Annotated in this window: 11 protein-coding genes; 4 read left to right on the top strand and 7 right to left on the bottom strand. The window is 45.3% G+C overall.

Annotation, left to right across the window (positions count from 1 at the left end; genetic code table 11):
• Positions 1 to 21: 21 nt before the first annotated feature.
• The 6 genes from PSI14_RS12790 to rlmD all read right to left on the bottom strand — a co-directional run bounded on the left by PSI14_RS12790 (position 22) and on the right by rlmD (position 9,468).
• On the bottom strand, positions 22 to 1,407 hold the full coding sequence (locus tag PSI14_RS12790; protein WP_273576256.1) for an SLC13 family permease: 1,386 nt from the start codon (positions 1,405 to 1,407) through the stop codon (positions 22 to 24).
• 353 nt (positions 1,408 to 1,760) lie between these two features.
• Positions 1,761 to 3,062 carry a phosphopyruvate hydratase gene (gene eno, locus PSI14_RS12785; protein WP_273576255.1) on the bottom strand — a complete coding sequence of 434 codons (1,302 nt, stop codon included), beginning with the start codon at positions 3,060 to 3,062 and terminating at the stop codon, positions 1,761 to 1,763.
• A gap of 100 nt (positions 3,063 to 3,162) precedes the next feature.
• A complete protein-coding gene (pyrG, locus tag PSI14_RS12780) occupies positions 3,163 to 4,800 on the bottom strand; it encodes a glutamine hydrolyzing CTP synthase (RefSeq protein WP_273576254.1) in 1,638 nt (545 codons plus the stop codon).
• Between the two features lie 260 nt (positions 4,801 to 5,060).
• Positions 5,061 to 5,861 carry a nucleoside triphosphate pyrophosphohydrolase gene (mazG, locus tag PSI14_RS12775; RefSeq protein WP_273576253.1) on the bottom strand — a complete coding sequence of 267 codons (801 nt, stop codon included), beginning with the start codon at positions 5,859 to 5,861 and terminating at the stop codon, positions 5,061 to 5,063.
• Positions 5,862 to 5,883: 22 nt separating this feature from the next.
• A complete protein-coding gene (relA, locus tag PSI14_RS12770) occupies positions 5,884 to 8,121 on the bottom strand; it encodes a GTP diphosphokinase (protein WP_273576252.1) in 2,238 nt (745 codons plus the stop codon).
• Between the two features lie 9 nt (positions 8,122 to 8,130).
• Positions 8,131 to 9,468, bottom strand: coding sequence for a 23S rRNA (uracil(1939)-C(5))-methyltransferase RlmD (gene rlmD, locus PSI14_RS12765; RefSeq protein ID WP_273576308.1), 1,338 nt, complete (start codon positions 9,466 to 9,468; stop codon positions 8,131 to 8,133).
• 53 nt (positions 9,469 to 9,521) lie between these two features.
• Between rlmD and PSI14_RS12760 the strand changes: the two genes are divergently transcribed.
• Positions 9,522 to 11,882 (top strand): ATP-binding protein, encoded by a 2,361-nt coding sequence (locus tag PSI14_RS12760; RefSeq protein ID WP_273576251.1) that lies wholly within the window; start codon positions 9,522 to 9,524, stop codon positions 11,880 to 11,882.
• Here PSI14_RS12760 and dgt read toward each other — a convergent pair.
• The gene (gene dgt / locus PSI14_RS12755) at positions 11,872 to 13,398 is read right to left on the bottom strand and encodes a dGTPase (RefSeq protein WP_273576250.1); all 1,527 of its coding nucleotides are present in this window, start codon (positions 13,396 to 13,398) and stop codon (positions 11,872 to 11,874) included. The genes PSI14_RS12760 and dgt overlap by 11 nt on opposite strands.
• 112 nt (positions 13,399 to 13,510) lie before the next feature.
• Here dgt and mtnN point away from each other — a divergent pair, with 112 nt between their 5' ends.
• The 3 genes from mtnN to PSI14_RS20225 form a co-directional block, all read left to right on the top strand.
• Complete coding sequence (mtnN, locus tag PSI14_RS12750; protein ID WP_273576249.1) at positions 13,511 to 14,209, top strand: 5'-methylthioadenosine/S-adenosylhomocysteine nucleosidase; 699 nt, start codon at positions 13,511 to 13,513, stop codon at positions 14,207 to 14,209.
• Between the two features lie 27 nt (positions 14,210 to 14,236).
• Positions 14,237 to 15,076, top strand: coding sequence for a vitamin B12 ABC transporter substrate-binding protein BtuF (gene btuF, locus PSI14_RS12745; RefSeq protein ID WP_273576248.1), 840 nt, complete (start codon positions 14,237 to 14,239; stop codon positions 15,074 to 15,076).
• Between the two features lie 175 nt (positions 15,077 to 15,251).
• On the top strand, positions 15,252 to 15,411 hold a 160-nt coding region (locus tag PSI14_RS20225; protein WP_370688856.1), incomplete at its 3' end, for a transposase.

The raw sequence follows: 15,411 nt of genomic DNA, 5'->3' as shown, positions 1-15,411 counted from the left end.
CACATGATTTTATTCCAATTATTACATCCAGAAAAACCAGGCAACCACAGAAATAATGGCAATACATGCCAAGTTCAGCACCATACCCACTTTGACCATTTCTATTTGTTTGATATAGCCGGAGCCATAGACAATCGCGTTAGGTGGGGTTGCTACAGGCAACATAAATGCACAGGATGCACCGATACCAATTATCATGGTTAAAGCCATAACTGGCATGCCCAAAGCTTCTGCAACTGTGGCAAAAATAGGCACAAGTAACGCAGCACTCGCGGTGTTACTGGTGAATTCGGTCAGGAAGATAATGAACGTAGCAATCGCGACGATGATCACAAACCAAGGGCTTGTACCAAAAGTCTCTGCCATGCCATTCGCCATAACTTCACTGGCACCAGAATTTTTCAAGACAGCACTCAGCGTCAGGCCACCACCGAATAGCATCAACACGCCCCATTCAGTGTTATTTTGAATCTGTGACCATGTAGATACGCCGGTGATACCAATCAAGATAGCCGCGCTCACCGCAATAATCGTATCCAGATCTTTGACGCCGCCCAATGCGTCACTGATAAATGAGCTGGAAATCCAGCATACTACTGTTAACAGGAAGATAATCATGGCAATAACACGCTTACCATTCCATTCTAAATGTTCCAATTCCAGATCAAATTTATGATTCAGATTTGGACGCAGCATGATGTACATTATCCCAACCATAACAGGCAACAGAATAATCACCATTGGCACGCCGTACTTCATCCATGTAAAGAAATCCATGCCCAATTGTGCCGCTGCGATGGCATTTGGCGGGCTGCCTACCAACGTCCCCAAACCACCAATACTGGCGCTGTATGCAACCCCTAACAGTACAAATACAAAGGTATTGCGTTCAGTGCGAACATCCAGATTTGCCAGAATACCGAGGATGAGTGGCAACATCATTGCAGCAGTTGCAGTATTGCTGATCCACATGGAAAGTAGCGCAGTAATACCAAATATCAGCAATACCGCTACAGACAAACGCCCGCGAGCAATCATCAGCAAACGGTTAGCTATCAACCTATCCAGACCTTGGATATGCAGTGCCGTTGCCAGTGCAAAGCCACCGAAGAACAAAAAGATTATCGGGTTTGCAAAAGATTTCAACGCATCACCGGTATTCATCAATCCCATACCAACAGCCAGAATAGGAACACACAGTGCAGTAATCGTGACGTGAATGGCTTCCGTTAGCCATAACACACCAACAAATGCCATTAATGCCAAACCTGCATTTGCTTTTTCTCCATAAGGCAAAAATTTAAGCAATGCTACAAGCAAGATGATATCCAGCGCGAGAATAATTAAGCCTCTTTTATTTGAGGAAATAGGCCCAACCGCTGGAGTTAAAGATTCAGAAGCGTCCATGAAGACTCCGTAAGACAATGAAACATAACTCGGTAATGTAAAAAAGAATAATTAATGAATCATTGCTATAAATGTTAAAGAATTACATTACATGTGAAATCATAAGGAGTATTAACAAGGAAGAAAATATGAGTTACATCATTTTGGGATCTAATCCGCGGGATTTATTAATTTAATAAAAAATAGTTCAGAAAAGGAGCAGAGTTTTTGTTGTCATATCACATTTTTATACTGTAACAGTGTAAATAATCACCATGATAAATAAAATTTTCTTTTATTAAAAAGGTGAAAGAGAGTACTCCCTTTCACCAAAATATAAATAATATTTATTTTTCAGAAGAAACAGCTGGCAATTATGCCTGACCTTTCACTTCTTTCAGACCGTTGAAAGGAGCGCGATTACCCAATGCTTCTTCAATGCGGATCAGCTGGTTGTATTTAGCAACACGGTCAGAACGGCTCATAGAACCTGTTTTGATTTGGCCCGCGGCAGTACCTACTGCCAAATCAGCAATAGTTGCATCTTCAGTTTCACCAGAACGGTGAGAAATAACCGCTGTGTAACCTGCATCTTTTGCCATCTTGATTGCAGCCAGAGTTTCAGTCAAAGAGCCGATCTGGTTGAATTTAATCAGGATGGAGTTTGCGATACCTTTTTCGATACCTTCTTTCAGAATCTTGGTGTTGGTTACGAACAGATCGTCACCAACCAACTGGATTTTGTCACCCAGCACTTTAGTCTGGTAAGCAAAACCGTCCCAATCAGATTCGTTCAGACCATCTTCGATAGAAACGATTGGATACTCTTTGGTCAAGCCTTCCAGATAGTGAGTGAATTCCTGAGAGGTGAAAATTTTGCCTTCGCCTTTCAGTTCATAGTTGCCAGTTTCTTCGTTATAGAATTCGGAAGCCGCACAGTCCATCGCCAGAGTAATATCTTTACCCAGTACGTAACCTGCTTGCTCAACCGCTTCTTTGATTGCTGCCAGCGCTGCTGCGTTGGATTCCAGGTTTGGCGCATAGCCACCTTCATCACCCACCGCCGTGCCCATACCTTTTGCTTTCAGCACTTTTGCCAGATTGTGGAATACTTCGGAACCCATGCGCACAGCTTCTTTCAGTGTGCTTGCGCCAATTGGCTGGATCATGAATTCTTGAATATCTACGTTATTATCTGCGTGCTCACCACCGTTGATGATGTTCATCATTGGCAGAGGCATGGAGAATTTACCCGGAGTACCGTTCAACTCAGCGATGTGCTCGTATAGAGGCATACCTTTCGCTGCTGCCGCTGCTTTGGAGTTCGCCAAAGAAACAGCCAAAATCGCGTTAGCACCGAAGTTAGATTTGTTTTCAGTACCATCCAGCTCGATCATAATCTTGTCGATGTTAGCCTGATCTTTCGCATCCTGACCAGCCAGAGCCTGTGCAATCGGGCCGTTGACCGCAGCAATTGCTTTCAATACACCTTTACCCATGAAGCGAGATTTATCACCATCACGCAGTTCCAGCGCTTCGCGAGAGCCAGTTGATGCACCTGATGGAGCAGCAGCCAGACCTACAAAGCCCCCTTCCAGATGTACTTCTGCTTCTACAGTTGGGTTACCACGGGAGTCGATGATTTCACGGCCAAGCACTTTAACGATTTTGGACATTAGGTTTTCCTCAGTACAAGTTAAATTCCGGGCAACAGATTGAAACTAAAACGATTATCTTAAAAGCGATTAGCTTAACACCAATCCATTGCCCCATATCTTATTTAAACTGGCCTTTCTGATATTTGCCTGCGGCTTCAACAAAGCCAGCAAATAACGGATGACCATCGCGAGGCGTTGAAGTGAATTCTGGGTGGAACTGACACGCCACAAACCACGGATGCGCTGGGTTCTCAATAATCTCCACCAGTTTGTTGTCGATTGAACGGCCAGCAACACGCAAGCCTGCATCTTCAATACGTTTCAACAACAAATTGTTCACTTCATAACGATGGCGATGACGCTCAATGATGTCATCCTGGCCGTAGAGTTTACGTACCAGACTGTTTTCAGTCAGATGGCACAGTTGGCCACCAACACGCATCGTTCCACCGAGATCGCTCTCTTCACTACGTACTTCTACGTTGCCGTTCTCATCACGCCATTCGGTGATCAGACCAACAACCGGTAACTTACATTCAGGTTCAAACTCAGTAGAATTCGCTCCTGCCAGACCTGCAACGTTGCGAGAAAATTCAATCAGGGCAACCTGCATACCCAGACAAATTCCCAAGTATGGAACCTTGTTCTCACGGGCATAACGTGCAGTCATGATCTTACCTTCGATACCACGGCCACCAAAGCCACCGGGTACTAGAATCGCATCCAGACCTTTCAACACATCAACACCGCGAGTTTCGACGTCTTGTGAATCGATCAGCTTGATGTTGACAGTCAGGCGATTTTTCAGTCCGCCGTGTTTCAATGCTTCAATCACTGATTTATAAGCATCTGGCAGTTCAACATACTTACCCACCATCCCGATGGTAACTTCACCGGATGGATTAGCTTCTTCATAAATGACCTGTTCCCATTCGGACAGATCCGCTTCAGGACGTTCGATGCTGAATCGTTTACAAATATAATCATCTAAGCCCTGAGATTTCAAGAGGGCTGGGATTTTATAAATGGAATCAACATCTTTTAAGGAGATAACTGCTTTCTCTGGTACGTTACAGAAAAGTGCGATTTTTGCCCGCTCATTGGCTGGAACAATACGATCCGAACGGCAGATCAACACGTCAGGCTGAATACCAATTGACAGCAATTCTTTCACAGAATGCTGAGTCGGCTTAGTTTTCACTTCGCCCGCGGCAGCCATGTAAGGCACCAGAGTCAGGTGCATGAACAGTGTGTTTTCACGACCCACTTCCACCGCCATCTGACGAATGGCTTCGAGGAATGGCAGGGATTCGATATCACCGACAGTACCGCCGATTTCCACCAACACAACATCATGACCTTCTGCACCACGGATGATACGGTCTTTGATTTCATTGGTGATGTGAGGAATGACCTGAATGGTTGCTCCCAAATAATCGCCGCGGCGTTCTTTGCGCAACACTTCAGAATAGACACGACCCGTCGTAAAGTTATTACGGCGTGTCATTTTAGTTCGGATGAAACGTTCGTAATGACCTAAATCAAGATCAGTTTCAGCGCCGTCTTCGGTAACGAAAACTTCCCCGTGTTGGGTTGGGCTCATTGTGCCTGGATCGACGTTAATGTACGGGTCCAGTTTCATAATGGTGACATTGAGTCCACGGGCTTCGAGTATAGCCGCCAAAGAGGCTGCGGCAATGCCTTTACCCAGTGAGGATACGACCCCGCCGGTCACAAAAATATAATTAGTTTTCATGCTGAACCTGAAGTTTAGGTTTAAAAGGATGATGAATATAACAGGACGGGAAAGCAGTATACCCTAACCTTAATTTCGCTACAAACCATCTAAACAGGGTAAAGTGCCACATAATCAGTAACACCCAGAAAAAACCACACTTCTTTCTCTTTAAATTCATTGAGTTATTAGTGTGAAATTTTTTCACACAACTCAGGTTATTCAGCCATTTAAGTGACATCCTTTTCACTATTTCCATATATTGTTGTGTGATTGCAGCGCTATACCTCCTGATTTTTCACCCGCTGCCACATTTCTTCCATCTCATCCAGCGTAGCCGTTTCCAATGACAAGCCTTTGTCTAGGATCAATTTTTCGACGTTGCAGAAACGGTTTTCAAATTTTTGGCAGGCTTTTTGTAGTGCCATCTCCGGTTTATGTCCCAAATGACGGGATAAATTGACGACCGAAAACAGCAAATCGCCCACTTCTTCTTCCAGTCGGTCTTTATCAACCACCGCCTGCTTCGCTTCGTCCATCACTTCATCAATTTCTTCGTAGACTTTATCCAGCACTGGCCCAAGTGTATTCCAATCGAAACCCACCGAAGCGCAGCGCTTCTGGATCTTATAGGCTTTCATCAGAGCCGGCAGGCTGGCAGGAATATCATCCAGCACTGAATGCTGATCTTTCTCTGCCCTTTCTGCGGTTTTGCGCTGTTCCCAACTTCCTATCGCCTCTTCGCTGCTGACCCCCGCTTGCTGATTGAAGATATGGGGATGGCGGCGCTCCAGTTTGTCACACACCGCCTCACAAATATCGTCAAAATCGAATTGTTGCTGCTCTTGGGCCATCTGGGCATAAAACACGATATGGAACAGCAAATCCCCTAATTCTTCTTTCAGGGCATTGGCATCATTGCGCTCAATTGCATCAAGCACTTCATAAGTTTCTTCCAGCGTATAAGGGGCAATCGTCGCGGAGGTTTGTACTTTGTCCCAAGGACAGCCGCTCTGGGGATGGCGCAACTGCGCCATAATCCCCTTCAGTCGTTCAATCGAAATAGCTTTCATCTTATCCATGCTTAATCAATTACTGCTTTAATCAGTTACCGTGCAAACGTCTGGCTTCAATCACATCAGATAACTGATTGAGCTTAGCCAATACCCGCCCGAGCACTTGCAAGTTATAAATCTCAATGTTCATATCAATGGTCGCAAGCTGTTGCTTAACATCACTGCGGCTGCTGACACCCAACACATTGACTTTTTCATTGGCGAGGATCGTCGTGATATCACGTAATAATCCACTGCGATCATTGGCAAGGACTCGTACCACAAGTGAATAGCCGGTGGAATAACTCTCGCCCCATACCGCCTCAACTATCCGTTCCGGTGAACTGGCTTCAAGCTCCGCCAGCTGATCACAATCCGCGCGGTGGATGGAGATCCCCCGTCCACGAGTAATGAATCCAATAATCTCATCACCAGGGATAGGCTGACAGCAACGAGCAATGTGGTGCATTAAGTTGCCAACCCCTTCTACGACAATACGGCCATTATCTTTGTTTGTATTACGTGGTGTATAGGTTTTGTTCTCCAGATTGCGAAGCGCTTCGCGATCCTCTTCTTCTGCGGTGGTTTTGTTGAATTTGCTTTGCAGGAAGTTTGTTAACTGATGGATGCGGATATCACCGACACCAATGCCTGCCAGCACTTCTTCCAACGAATGGACGTTATAACGGGCAATCAGTTCTTTTTCCGCTTCCTTGACTGTGATACCTAAATGTGCCAATTCATTGTCCAGCATTTGGCGGCCCGCAATGATGTTCTTGTCACGATCCTGCTTGCGGAACCAGTTGTGGATTTTCGCGCGTCCACGGCTGGTCGTCACATAACCGAGGTTAGGATTCAACCAGTCACGGCTTGGGTTAGGCTGCTTTTGGGTGATGATTTCAATTTGATCGCCCATCTTAAGCTGATAGCTGAACGGCACAATACGTCCGCCAATTTTTGCCCCAATACAGCGATGACCGACATCACTGTGAATGTGATAAGCAAAATCCAACGGCGTAGAGCCAATTGGCAAATCAATGACATCCCCTTTTGGCGTAAAGACATAAACGCGATCATCAAACACCTGACTGCGCACTTCATCCAGCATCTCGCCGGTATCCGCCATTTCCTCCTGCCATGCGATCAATTTCCGCAGCCATGCAATACGGCTTTCATAACTGCCGGATTTACCACCACCAGCCGCAGAGCCTTCTTTATATTTCCAATGCGCCGCAACCCCAAGCTCCGCATCATCATGCATCTGACGAGTGCGGATTTGGATTTCAAGAGTTTTGCCACTCGGTCCCAAGACAACCGTATGAATGGATTGATAACCATTCGGTTTCGGGTTGGCAACGTAATCATCGAATTCATCCGGCAAATGACGATAGTGAGTATGTACTATCCCCAATGCTGCGTAGCAATCCTGCAAACGATCGACAACAATCCGCACAGCGCGCACGTCAAATAATTCATCAAAGGCGAGGGATTTCTTCTGCATTTTGCGCCAAATGCTGTAAATGTGTTTCGGGCGCCCATACATTTCAACGCTGATCCCTTCTTTCAGCATGTAATTACGCATTTTTGTCACAAATTTTTCGATATATTGTTCACGATCAATTCGGCGCTCATGCAGCAACTTGGCAATTTTCTTATATTCATCGGGATGCAGATAACGGAAACAAAAATCCTCCAGTTCCCATTTTAGCTGCCCAATTCCCAGCCGATTGGCAAGGGGAGCATAGATATTGGAGCACTCTTTGGCTGCCAGCACTCGCTCATCTTCACTGGCATCTTTCACTTCCCTCAAATGGGCAATGCGTTCTGCCAACTTGATAATCACACAGCGAAAATCTTCCACCATCGCCAGCAACATCCGGCGAACATTATCAACCTGCGCCGAACAAGTAGAGTCAGTATGAGTGGCTTTCAGTTGGCGAATGGCGTCCATTTCCAATACACCATTCACCAAATTCGTGATGGCCTTACCAAATGTTTCTGTCACTGTTTCGCTATCGAGTAGCTTGGCATCAAGGATGGGAAAGAGCAGCGCAGCGCGCATACTGTCATTATCCATGCTCAATGTGGACAGGATCTCCACCATTTCCACACCGCGCCATAGCAACAGTTCCGCATCGGGGTGATTTTGGACTTTTTCGTGACAGTACTGCCAGGTTTTGACCAATTTTTCACTGGATTGTGGGTTAGTGATGTTTAAACTTGCGATCCACTTATCGACAGCAAATTCACCTGCCGGTGTGAGATGCGCACTTCTTACCGCAACCATAATTTCTCCCTACTCGATATCCATAGGCCCACTGCTGAACAGAGCCATGGATTCCAGATGGCCTGTGTGCGGAAACATATCCAACATCCGCACACTGACTAGATGATAACCAGCCTCCAGCAAGACTTTGCTGTCCCGAGCCAGTGTCGTGGGGTTACAGGAAACGTAAACCACTTTTTCTGGAGCCAGTTTTACAATATGTGCCATAACACCCGCCGCGCCAGCGCGAGCGGGGTCCAGCAGCACTTTATTGAACCCTTGTGCGGCCCAAGGCTGCTGGTGAATATCTGATTCCAGATTTTCATGAAAAAAATTGACATTATTAAGTTCATTGAGCTGGGCGTTATATTGCCCACTCGCCACCAGCGCAGCAACCCCTTCCACACCAACTACTGTCTGTACTTTAGTGGCAATCGGCAAGGTAAAATTCCCCATGCCACAAAACAGATCCAATACCCTGTCTGTTGGTTGTAAATCCAGCCACGCCAATGCTTGTGCCACCATTTGTTGGTTAACTTCATCATTAACCTGAATAAAATCTTGTGGGCTGAATACCAGTTTCAACCCATCCACCTGATACCACGGTGCTGGTTGCCCCGGCATCAATGGCTCAAGGGATTTCTCATCACCAAGCAGATAAATCGCAACATGGTACTGCACTGAAAAAGTGCGCAATATTTCCTTATCTTCACGCTTAAGTGGATCAAGATGGCGCAGCACAATTAATGGGCCATTGTCAGCTAATACCAACTCCACATGTCCCAAGCGTTTTACTGCATTCAGACTATTCAAGCACTGATGCAGCGGCTGCAATAATTGTTCCAATTCAGGGCGCATAACAGGGCAGCGTTTAATATTGACCAAATCGTTGGTCTGGCTCTGGCGGAATCCCATCGATAGTGTGCGTTGTTTGGCATGATATTGCAGACCAAGTCTGGCCCTGCGCCGATAACCATATTCCGGACTGTGAATGATAGGATGTGAGCTGATACTGACACCCGTTTCCCGCTGGATCAAGTGTTCCAGCACACTGGCCTTAGTATTAACTTGCAGCTCAGTGGCAACGTGCTGCTGCTGGCATCCACCACAGACTTTAAAATGTGGGCAGTGGGGGTCTACGCGATGCGGACTATCTGAGAACCTCTTTACCACTTTAGCCTTGGCAAATTGGCGTTTTTCTTCTGTCAGTTGGATCTGTGCCTGCTCATTCGGCAATAATCCTGGAATAAAGATCGTTTTTCCCTGATGACGGGCAATGCCTTGCCCTTGTGCATCAAGATTATCTGCGGTAACGGAAATAATGCCTCGGTTTACGGAGCGGCGATTTGGGGAGTAAAATTGCACCATGATTCTGACTGACTTTGAAAAATTGAGTTTTGATTTTCCCACAATGGACGCCTATGACCAAATATAGCCTACGCACCCGTATGATGAGCCTGATATTGGTTCCTGTTTTACTGGTCGGAACGCTTGTAAGTATATCATTTATCTCATACCGCTATTACGAGTTGAAGAAGCTGATAGTCCTCAGCGGGATCAGTATTATTGAACCGTTGTCTATTGCCAGCGAAATTGGCATTAATCTGGACAATCGCAAGCGAGTCAACTTACTGATAAACAACCTGCATCGCCATAATTCTGAAATTGTAAAGGTCATTGCCATTTTTGATGAACAGCATAAATTATTTGAAATTTCTAATGACAAATATGATGTGAATCAGCTACGGCTCAGTCCAAATGACCCTATTCCGACAAAACTGACTAAGGAAGAGGATAGTAATAGCATCATCCTGAAAATGCCGATTATCTCGGAAACCACTTCTTCCCATAAATGGTTCAATACGACCAACAATAGTGAGCCTATCGGATATATTGCCATTGATTTGGATCTACAGGCTGCACAACTTCAGCAATACAAAACCATTACTACTTCTATCATGCTGTTAATCCTCTGTCTCGGGGGAACAGCTCTGTTTGCCCACATTCTGGTACGTAAAGTCACAGAGCCTCTGGAGTGCATGGTAAAAGCCGTTAACCGCATCCGGCAAGGGCAATTGAACAGTCGAATAACCGGTGCCATGCCTGGGGAGTTGACTGCCCTGCAAAATGGTATCAATACCATGGCAGAATCATTGTCTAAATATAAAAACGAGATGCAATTGCATATTGATCAAGCGACTTCCGATCTGCAAATTACGATGGAACAGTTAGAGATCCAAAATGTTGAGCTGACTATCGCTAAAAAACGCGCACAAGAGGCGGTCAGAATCAAAACGGAATTTCTGGCTAATATGTCCCATGAATTACGCACACCACTTAATGGAGTTATTGGCTTCACCCGCCAGATGTTAAAAACCTCCATTACGCCACAACAGATGGAGTATCTATACGTCATTGATCGTTCAGCCAATAATCTGCTAAAAATCATCAATGACATTCTGGATTTCTCACGGCTGGAATCCAATAAACTGGTATTGGATCAGGTGCCTTTTCTACTGCGGGATACCGTCAATGAAGTTATTGAACTGCTGGCTCCTGCGGCCAGTGTGAAAAACCTTCCTCTGCATCACTATATTGATGAGAAGTTACCCAATCTGATGATTGGCGATCCTATCCGTTTGCAACAAATACTGACTAATCTCATTGGCAATGCCATTAAATTTACTGACAAAGGCAGCGTGACGCTGGATATTACATTACGTCAGCAGCAACACCATCTTGTACATATTGGTTTTACCGTGACCGATACGGGTATTGGTATCAAGCCAGAATATCGTCCGATTCTGTTCCAGGCCTTCAATCAAGCAGATGCGAGCATTACCCGTCATTACGGAGGAACCGGGTTAGGATTGAGCATCACTAAGCGGCTGGTTAATGAAATGAAGGGAGAAATTGACTTTACCAGTGAAGTCGCTAAAGGCACGGTATTTTATTTTGATATCTGGCTGGAAAAAGAAGAATATTTATTCGGTTCATTTCCAATGGATCTGCCAATTTCTTCGGGATCGCCGCGTTTACCTATGATCGTAATGGCAGTGGACGATAACCCCGCTAACCTGAAACTAATCGGCACATTGCTGAATGAACTAGTTGAAAATACCTTGCTGTGCAGCAGCGGCATCGAAGCGCTGAAAATGGCGCGGAAACATTCGCTGGATCTCATTTTGATGGATATCCAGATGGCAAATATGGATGGTATCCAAACAACTGAGCAGATCCATCACTTACCCCAACATAAAGAGACACCCGTTGTAGCGGTTACAGCCTTTCCCTGCCATGAGGCAAAAAACACACCGTTTATCGACTGTCTTTCCAAGCCGTTGGATGAAAATCGTTTAAAAACATTGCTGAACCAATATTGCCAGCAGAAAAAACCACAAGCCATTGATTGGGATATGGCTTTGGAACAAACTGCCGGAAAAGAGTCATTGGCACGGGAAATGCTGGGAATGCTGGTGCAATCGTTGCCCGATATGAAGAATATGATTGAACAAGCCTTAACCATTAACGGAGAGGCAACCCGCAAACACTTTCAGCTTCACGTCCATCAATTGCACGGTAGTTGCTGCTATAACGGTGTTCCTAAACTGAAAGCAATTTGCGAATTTGTCGAAAAACAACTTCAACAAGACATTGCTCTGGCCGATCTGGAGCCAGAATTGCTGGAATTTATAGATGAAATCAATCATGTAATGGCAGCGGCTCCTGACGTACTCAGAGCCACCAGACTACTCAGAACAACCAAACCTGTTACTTTGTGACCATAAACTTACGATATTCTTCATAAGCGTAATGGTCTGTCATGCCGCTGATATAGTCCTGAATGAGACGTGCCCGATAATAAAATTCGATCATATCTTTTTCGGCTTCATCAGTGGCAACAATTCCCTCCACGGCCTCACCATAAGCCAAACGATGCTTAGTCGAAAGTTTGTGCAACAGGCGCGTTTCAATAAAATATTTTTTGTGAAAATTATTCTGATTCAACTCCATGAAATCCTGTCGGGACAGTTCCAACAAAGGGTTATACACATCCAGCAATCCGGTAATAATCCGGTATCCCTGTAATTCCAGCTCTTCCACTTCAGGATGATTGAAAACCCGTTTACGCGTGACACTTTTCAAGGTTTTCAATAAACGGTGTTCATCTCCATCTCCTTCCAACAGGGCGTGGTTAAATGTACCTGCATAAATTTCCGGCAGGTGTTCAATAAACAGTTTAGCGCTATAAGGCACTAATTTTCCTGTGATAAATACTCGCAAATACATGAAAAACTGTTCGTGGGCATTACGGCGGGCTTCGTTATTGGTTGTTTTCTTATAGGCTTGTGTCACGGTAGATTCGAACAAATCATTCTTTCGGTGTCCGCCATTTTCTTCCCACTCTTTTTTCAGGTATTCCACCAACTGAGTGACATTGAAAATACCCTTTTCAACAGCATCGTCCAAATCAGCAATGCAATATGAAATATCATCTGCGGCTTCCATAATGTATGTTAGCGGGAAGCGACAGAAATCGCCCATTTGCAATTCTTTTCTCAATTCACGGATAAAACTCTCTTCTGACCAGTAATAGCCTTTTTTCTTCATCAGATAACTGAATTCAGCCGGAGTTTCTTCCAGACGATAGGCCGGACACGTATATTTCAATACGCAGCCAATCTGGGCATAAGTGAGATTCAAGCGCAGCAGATTATGTGCCAGACGGATAGCCTGGGCATTGCCTTCAAACTGGCATAAATCTTTACGCAATTGCCGGCGGAATAAATCTTTTTTTTCTTCCCCCGTCAGACATAACGCCGCGACTTTACAAGTATCCCGCTGTTCTTCCGTTTTTGGCGAATAATCAGGAGACAATCGGCGGGAGAACCAATCTCTAATGGCTGCCTCACCAAAATGCCCAAATGGGGGATTGCCGATATCGTGCATCAGGCAAGCCATTTCAACCAGACTTTCAAAAGCAAGTAAGCGATCACTCAGCCCATATTTTTCCAATAAGTTTTGCTTTGCCAGCTCCGCAATAATCGTTTTTGAAATATAGCGGCCTATTTGCTGCACTTCGAGCGAATGTGTCAACCGACTGCGCACAGCGGCATTACGCTCCAGTGGGAATACCTGTGTTTTCTGCTGCAACCGCCGAATGGCGGCTGAGTTGATGATCCGCCCCCGATCACTTTCAAACTGGCGGCTTACTTGCTCTTCATCATCGGGATGAATGGAAGATTTACTGAACTTACGTTGGTAATTCAACTTCTGCTTAAAATCAATCTTAGACATTAATCCCCCCATACCAAATGAAACGACTATTTAGAATTGGAAACTCTAGTAAATGGCTATTCAATGATACACTTCCCGATTAAATCGGCCTTTTAATAGTGAGTATGACACAATGAAAATAGGTGTAATAGGTGCAATGGAACAAGAAGTGACTTTGCTGCGTGACCAGATCGAAGGTCTGCAAACATTGTCACGAGGTGGGTGTGAAATCTATACCGGCAAGCTGAATGGCGTGGATGTCGCCTTGTTAAAATCCGGTATTGGCAAAGTCTCCGCCGCACTTGGAACCACCTTGTTGATTGAACATTGCCAGCCAGATATCGTGATTAACACGGGTTCAGCCGGTGGCCTTGATCCTAAACTGAAAGTGGGAGATATCGTGGTTTCCGAAGAAGTCCGCTACCATGATGCCGATCTTACTGCCTTTGGCTATGAGCCGGGACAAATGGCACAATGCCCCCCTGCTTTTGTTGCTGACGATAAGTTAATCACTCTGGCAGAAAAATGCATCCAATCCCTCAACCTGAATGCCGTTCGCGGTCTGGTTTGCAGCGGTGATGCCTTTATCAATGGTTCAGAACCATTGGCACGCATCCGGACTACTTTCCCGAAAGTTGCTGCGGTTGAAATGGAAGCCGCGGCCATTGGTCATGTTTGCCATCAATATAAAGTCCCCTTTGCTGTCGTTCGTGCTATTTCTGACGTTGCAGATCAAGAATCCCATATCAGTTTTGATGAGTTTTTGGTTGTTGCAGCGCGTGAATCCACACGGATGGTCAATGCTATGCTGATCGAACTGAGCAAACAGTAAACCATCATTTAAAGTGGAGCATCGGTAATGAAATCATTCTTGAAAATAATCCCCCATCGATCCGTTTGGCTGGCATTCTCATTCCTTTTGTATGTTTTCAATGCTCCACTTTATGCGGCAGCGTCCCGTGTCATTAGTCTTGCACCATCAACGACAGAACTGGCATATGCAGCGGGGCTGGGCGATCAGCTAGTCGCAGTCAGTGCTTACTCTGATTATCCTGAAGCCGCTAAAAAGCTGGAGCAAATCGCTGACTGGCAAGGCCTCAATGTCGAACGGATCATCGCCCTGAAACCCGACCTGATTCTGGCATGGCGTGGCGGTAACCCTCAACGCCCTCTGGAACAACTCGCTGCTTTGGGCATTCCGATTTTTTATTCTGATATAAAAAAAATAGAAGATGTTGCGACAGAACTGGAACGGCTTGCTGCCTATAGCCCACATCCTGATATCGCTAAAAAATCAGCCGAAGAAATTCGATATAAATTCAACCAATTAAAACAAGATTATGCCAATCCGAATCCTACGCCTGTGTTCTTGCAATTTGGTATGAATCCGATTTTTACTTCATCCAGCCACACTATCCAAAGCGAAATTGTCTCCGTATGTGGCGGTAAAAATATTTTTGCTGACAGCCCCGTTCCGTGGCCGCAGGTTAATCGTGAGCAAGTACTTACCCGCAAACCAGAAATGATTGTCATAGGCGGAACGGAAGAACAAAAACAGCGAGTCGCGGATTTTTGGCGACCACAAATGAACGTCAGTATTATCGCCCTGAATGATGACTGGTTTAGCCGCGCGGGGCCGAGGATTATTTTGGCGGCAGAGCAACTTTGTAGCCGATTAAATCATCACTCCGCTCACTAAATACCTCCCCCTATAGAAATTCGCGAATTGAAGGCTCTCCTATTTTCCCGCAGAAAAAGATGAAAAACACAGGTTACGTAAAACGAAGAAACGCACAAAGGCATGCATAATGTAGTGGTATAAGGATCTCGGACACCTCAAAAGCCTGCTAATGTTATTAATATGACAATGAGGTATGACAATGAAATTGAAACCGACCAAACGCCACTATTCCGTTGAATTGAAGCTGGACGCGGTTCAGCAGGTTGTTCTCCATCATCAACGGGTTATTGATATCGCCCGTTCACTGGCCGTTGATGCCAGTACCTTGAGAAAATGGATCCGCCAGTATAAGG

The sequence above is a fragment of the Xenorhabdus anantnagensis genome (assembly GCF_028598555.1).
Taxonomy (GTDB): domain Bacteria; phylum Pseudomonadota; class Gammaproteobacteria; order Enterobacterales; family Enterobacteriaceae; genus Xenorhabdus; species Xenorhabdus anantnagensis.
This window is presented reverse-complemented; position numbering and strand designations above follow the sequence as displayed.

Coding starts and splice junctions, on each gene's coding strand:
- PSI14_RS12790 (WP_273576256.1), bottom strand. CDS start 1,407: ATGGACGCTTCTGAATCTTTAACTCCAGCGGTTGGGCCTATTTCCTCA.
- eno (WP_273576255.1), bottom strand. CDS start 3,062: ATGTCCAAAATCGTTAAAGTGCTTGGCCGTGAAATCATCGACTCCCGT.
- pyrG (WP_273576254.1), bottom strand. CDS start 4,800: ATGAAAACTAATTATATTTTTGTGACCGGCGGGGTCGTATCCTCACTG.
- mazG (WP_273576253.1), bottom strand. CDS start 5,861: ATGGATAAGATGAAAGCTATTTCGATTGAACGACTGAAGGGGATTATG.
- relA (WP_273576252.1), bottom strand. CDS start 8,121: ATGGTTGCGGTAAGAAGTGCGCATCTCACACCGGCAGGTGAATTTGCT.
- rlmD (WP_273576308.1), bottom strand. CDS start 9,468: ATGGTGCAATTTTACTCCCCAAATCGCCGCTCCGTAAACCGAGGCATT.
- PSI14_RS12760 (WP_273576251.1), top strand. CDS start 9,522: ATGACCAAATATAGCCTACGCACCCGTATGATGAGCCTGATATTGGTT.
- dgt (WP_273576250.1), bottom strand. CDS start 13,398: ATGTCTAAGATTGATTTTAAGCAGAAGTTGAATTACCAACGTAAGTTC.
- mtnN (WP_273576249.1), top strand. CDS start 13,511: ATGAAAATAGGTGTAATAGGTGCAATGGAACAAGAAGTGACTTTGCTG.
- btuF (WP_273576248.1), top strand. CDS start 14,237: ATGAAATCATTCTTGAAAATAATCCCCCATCGATCCGTTTGGCTGGCA.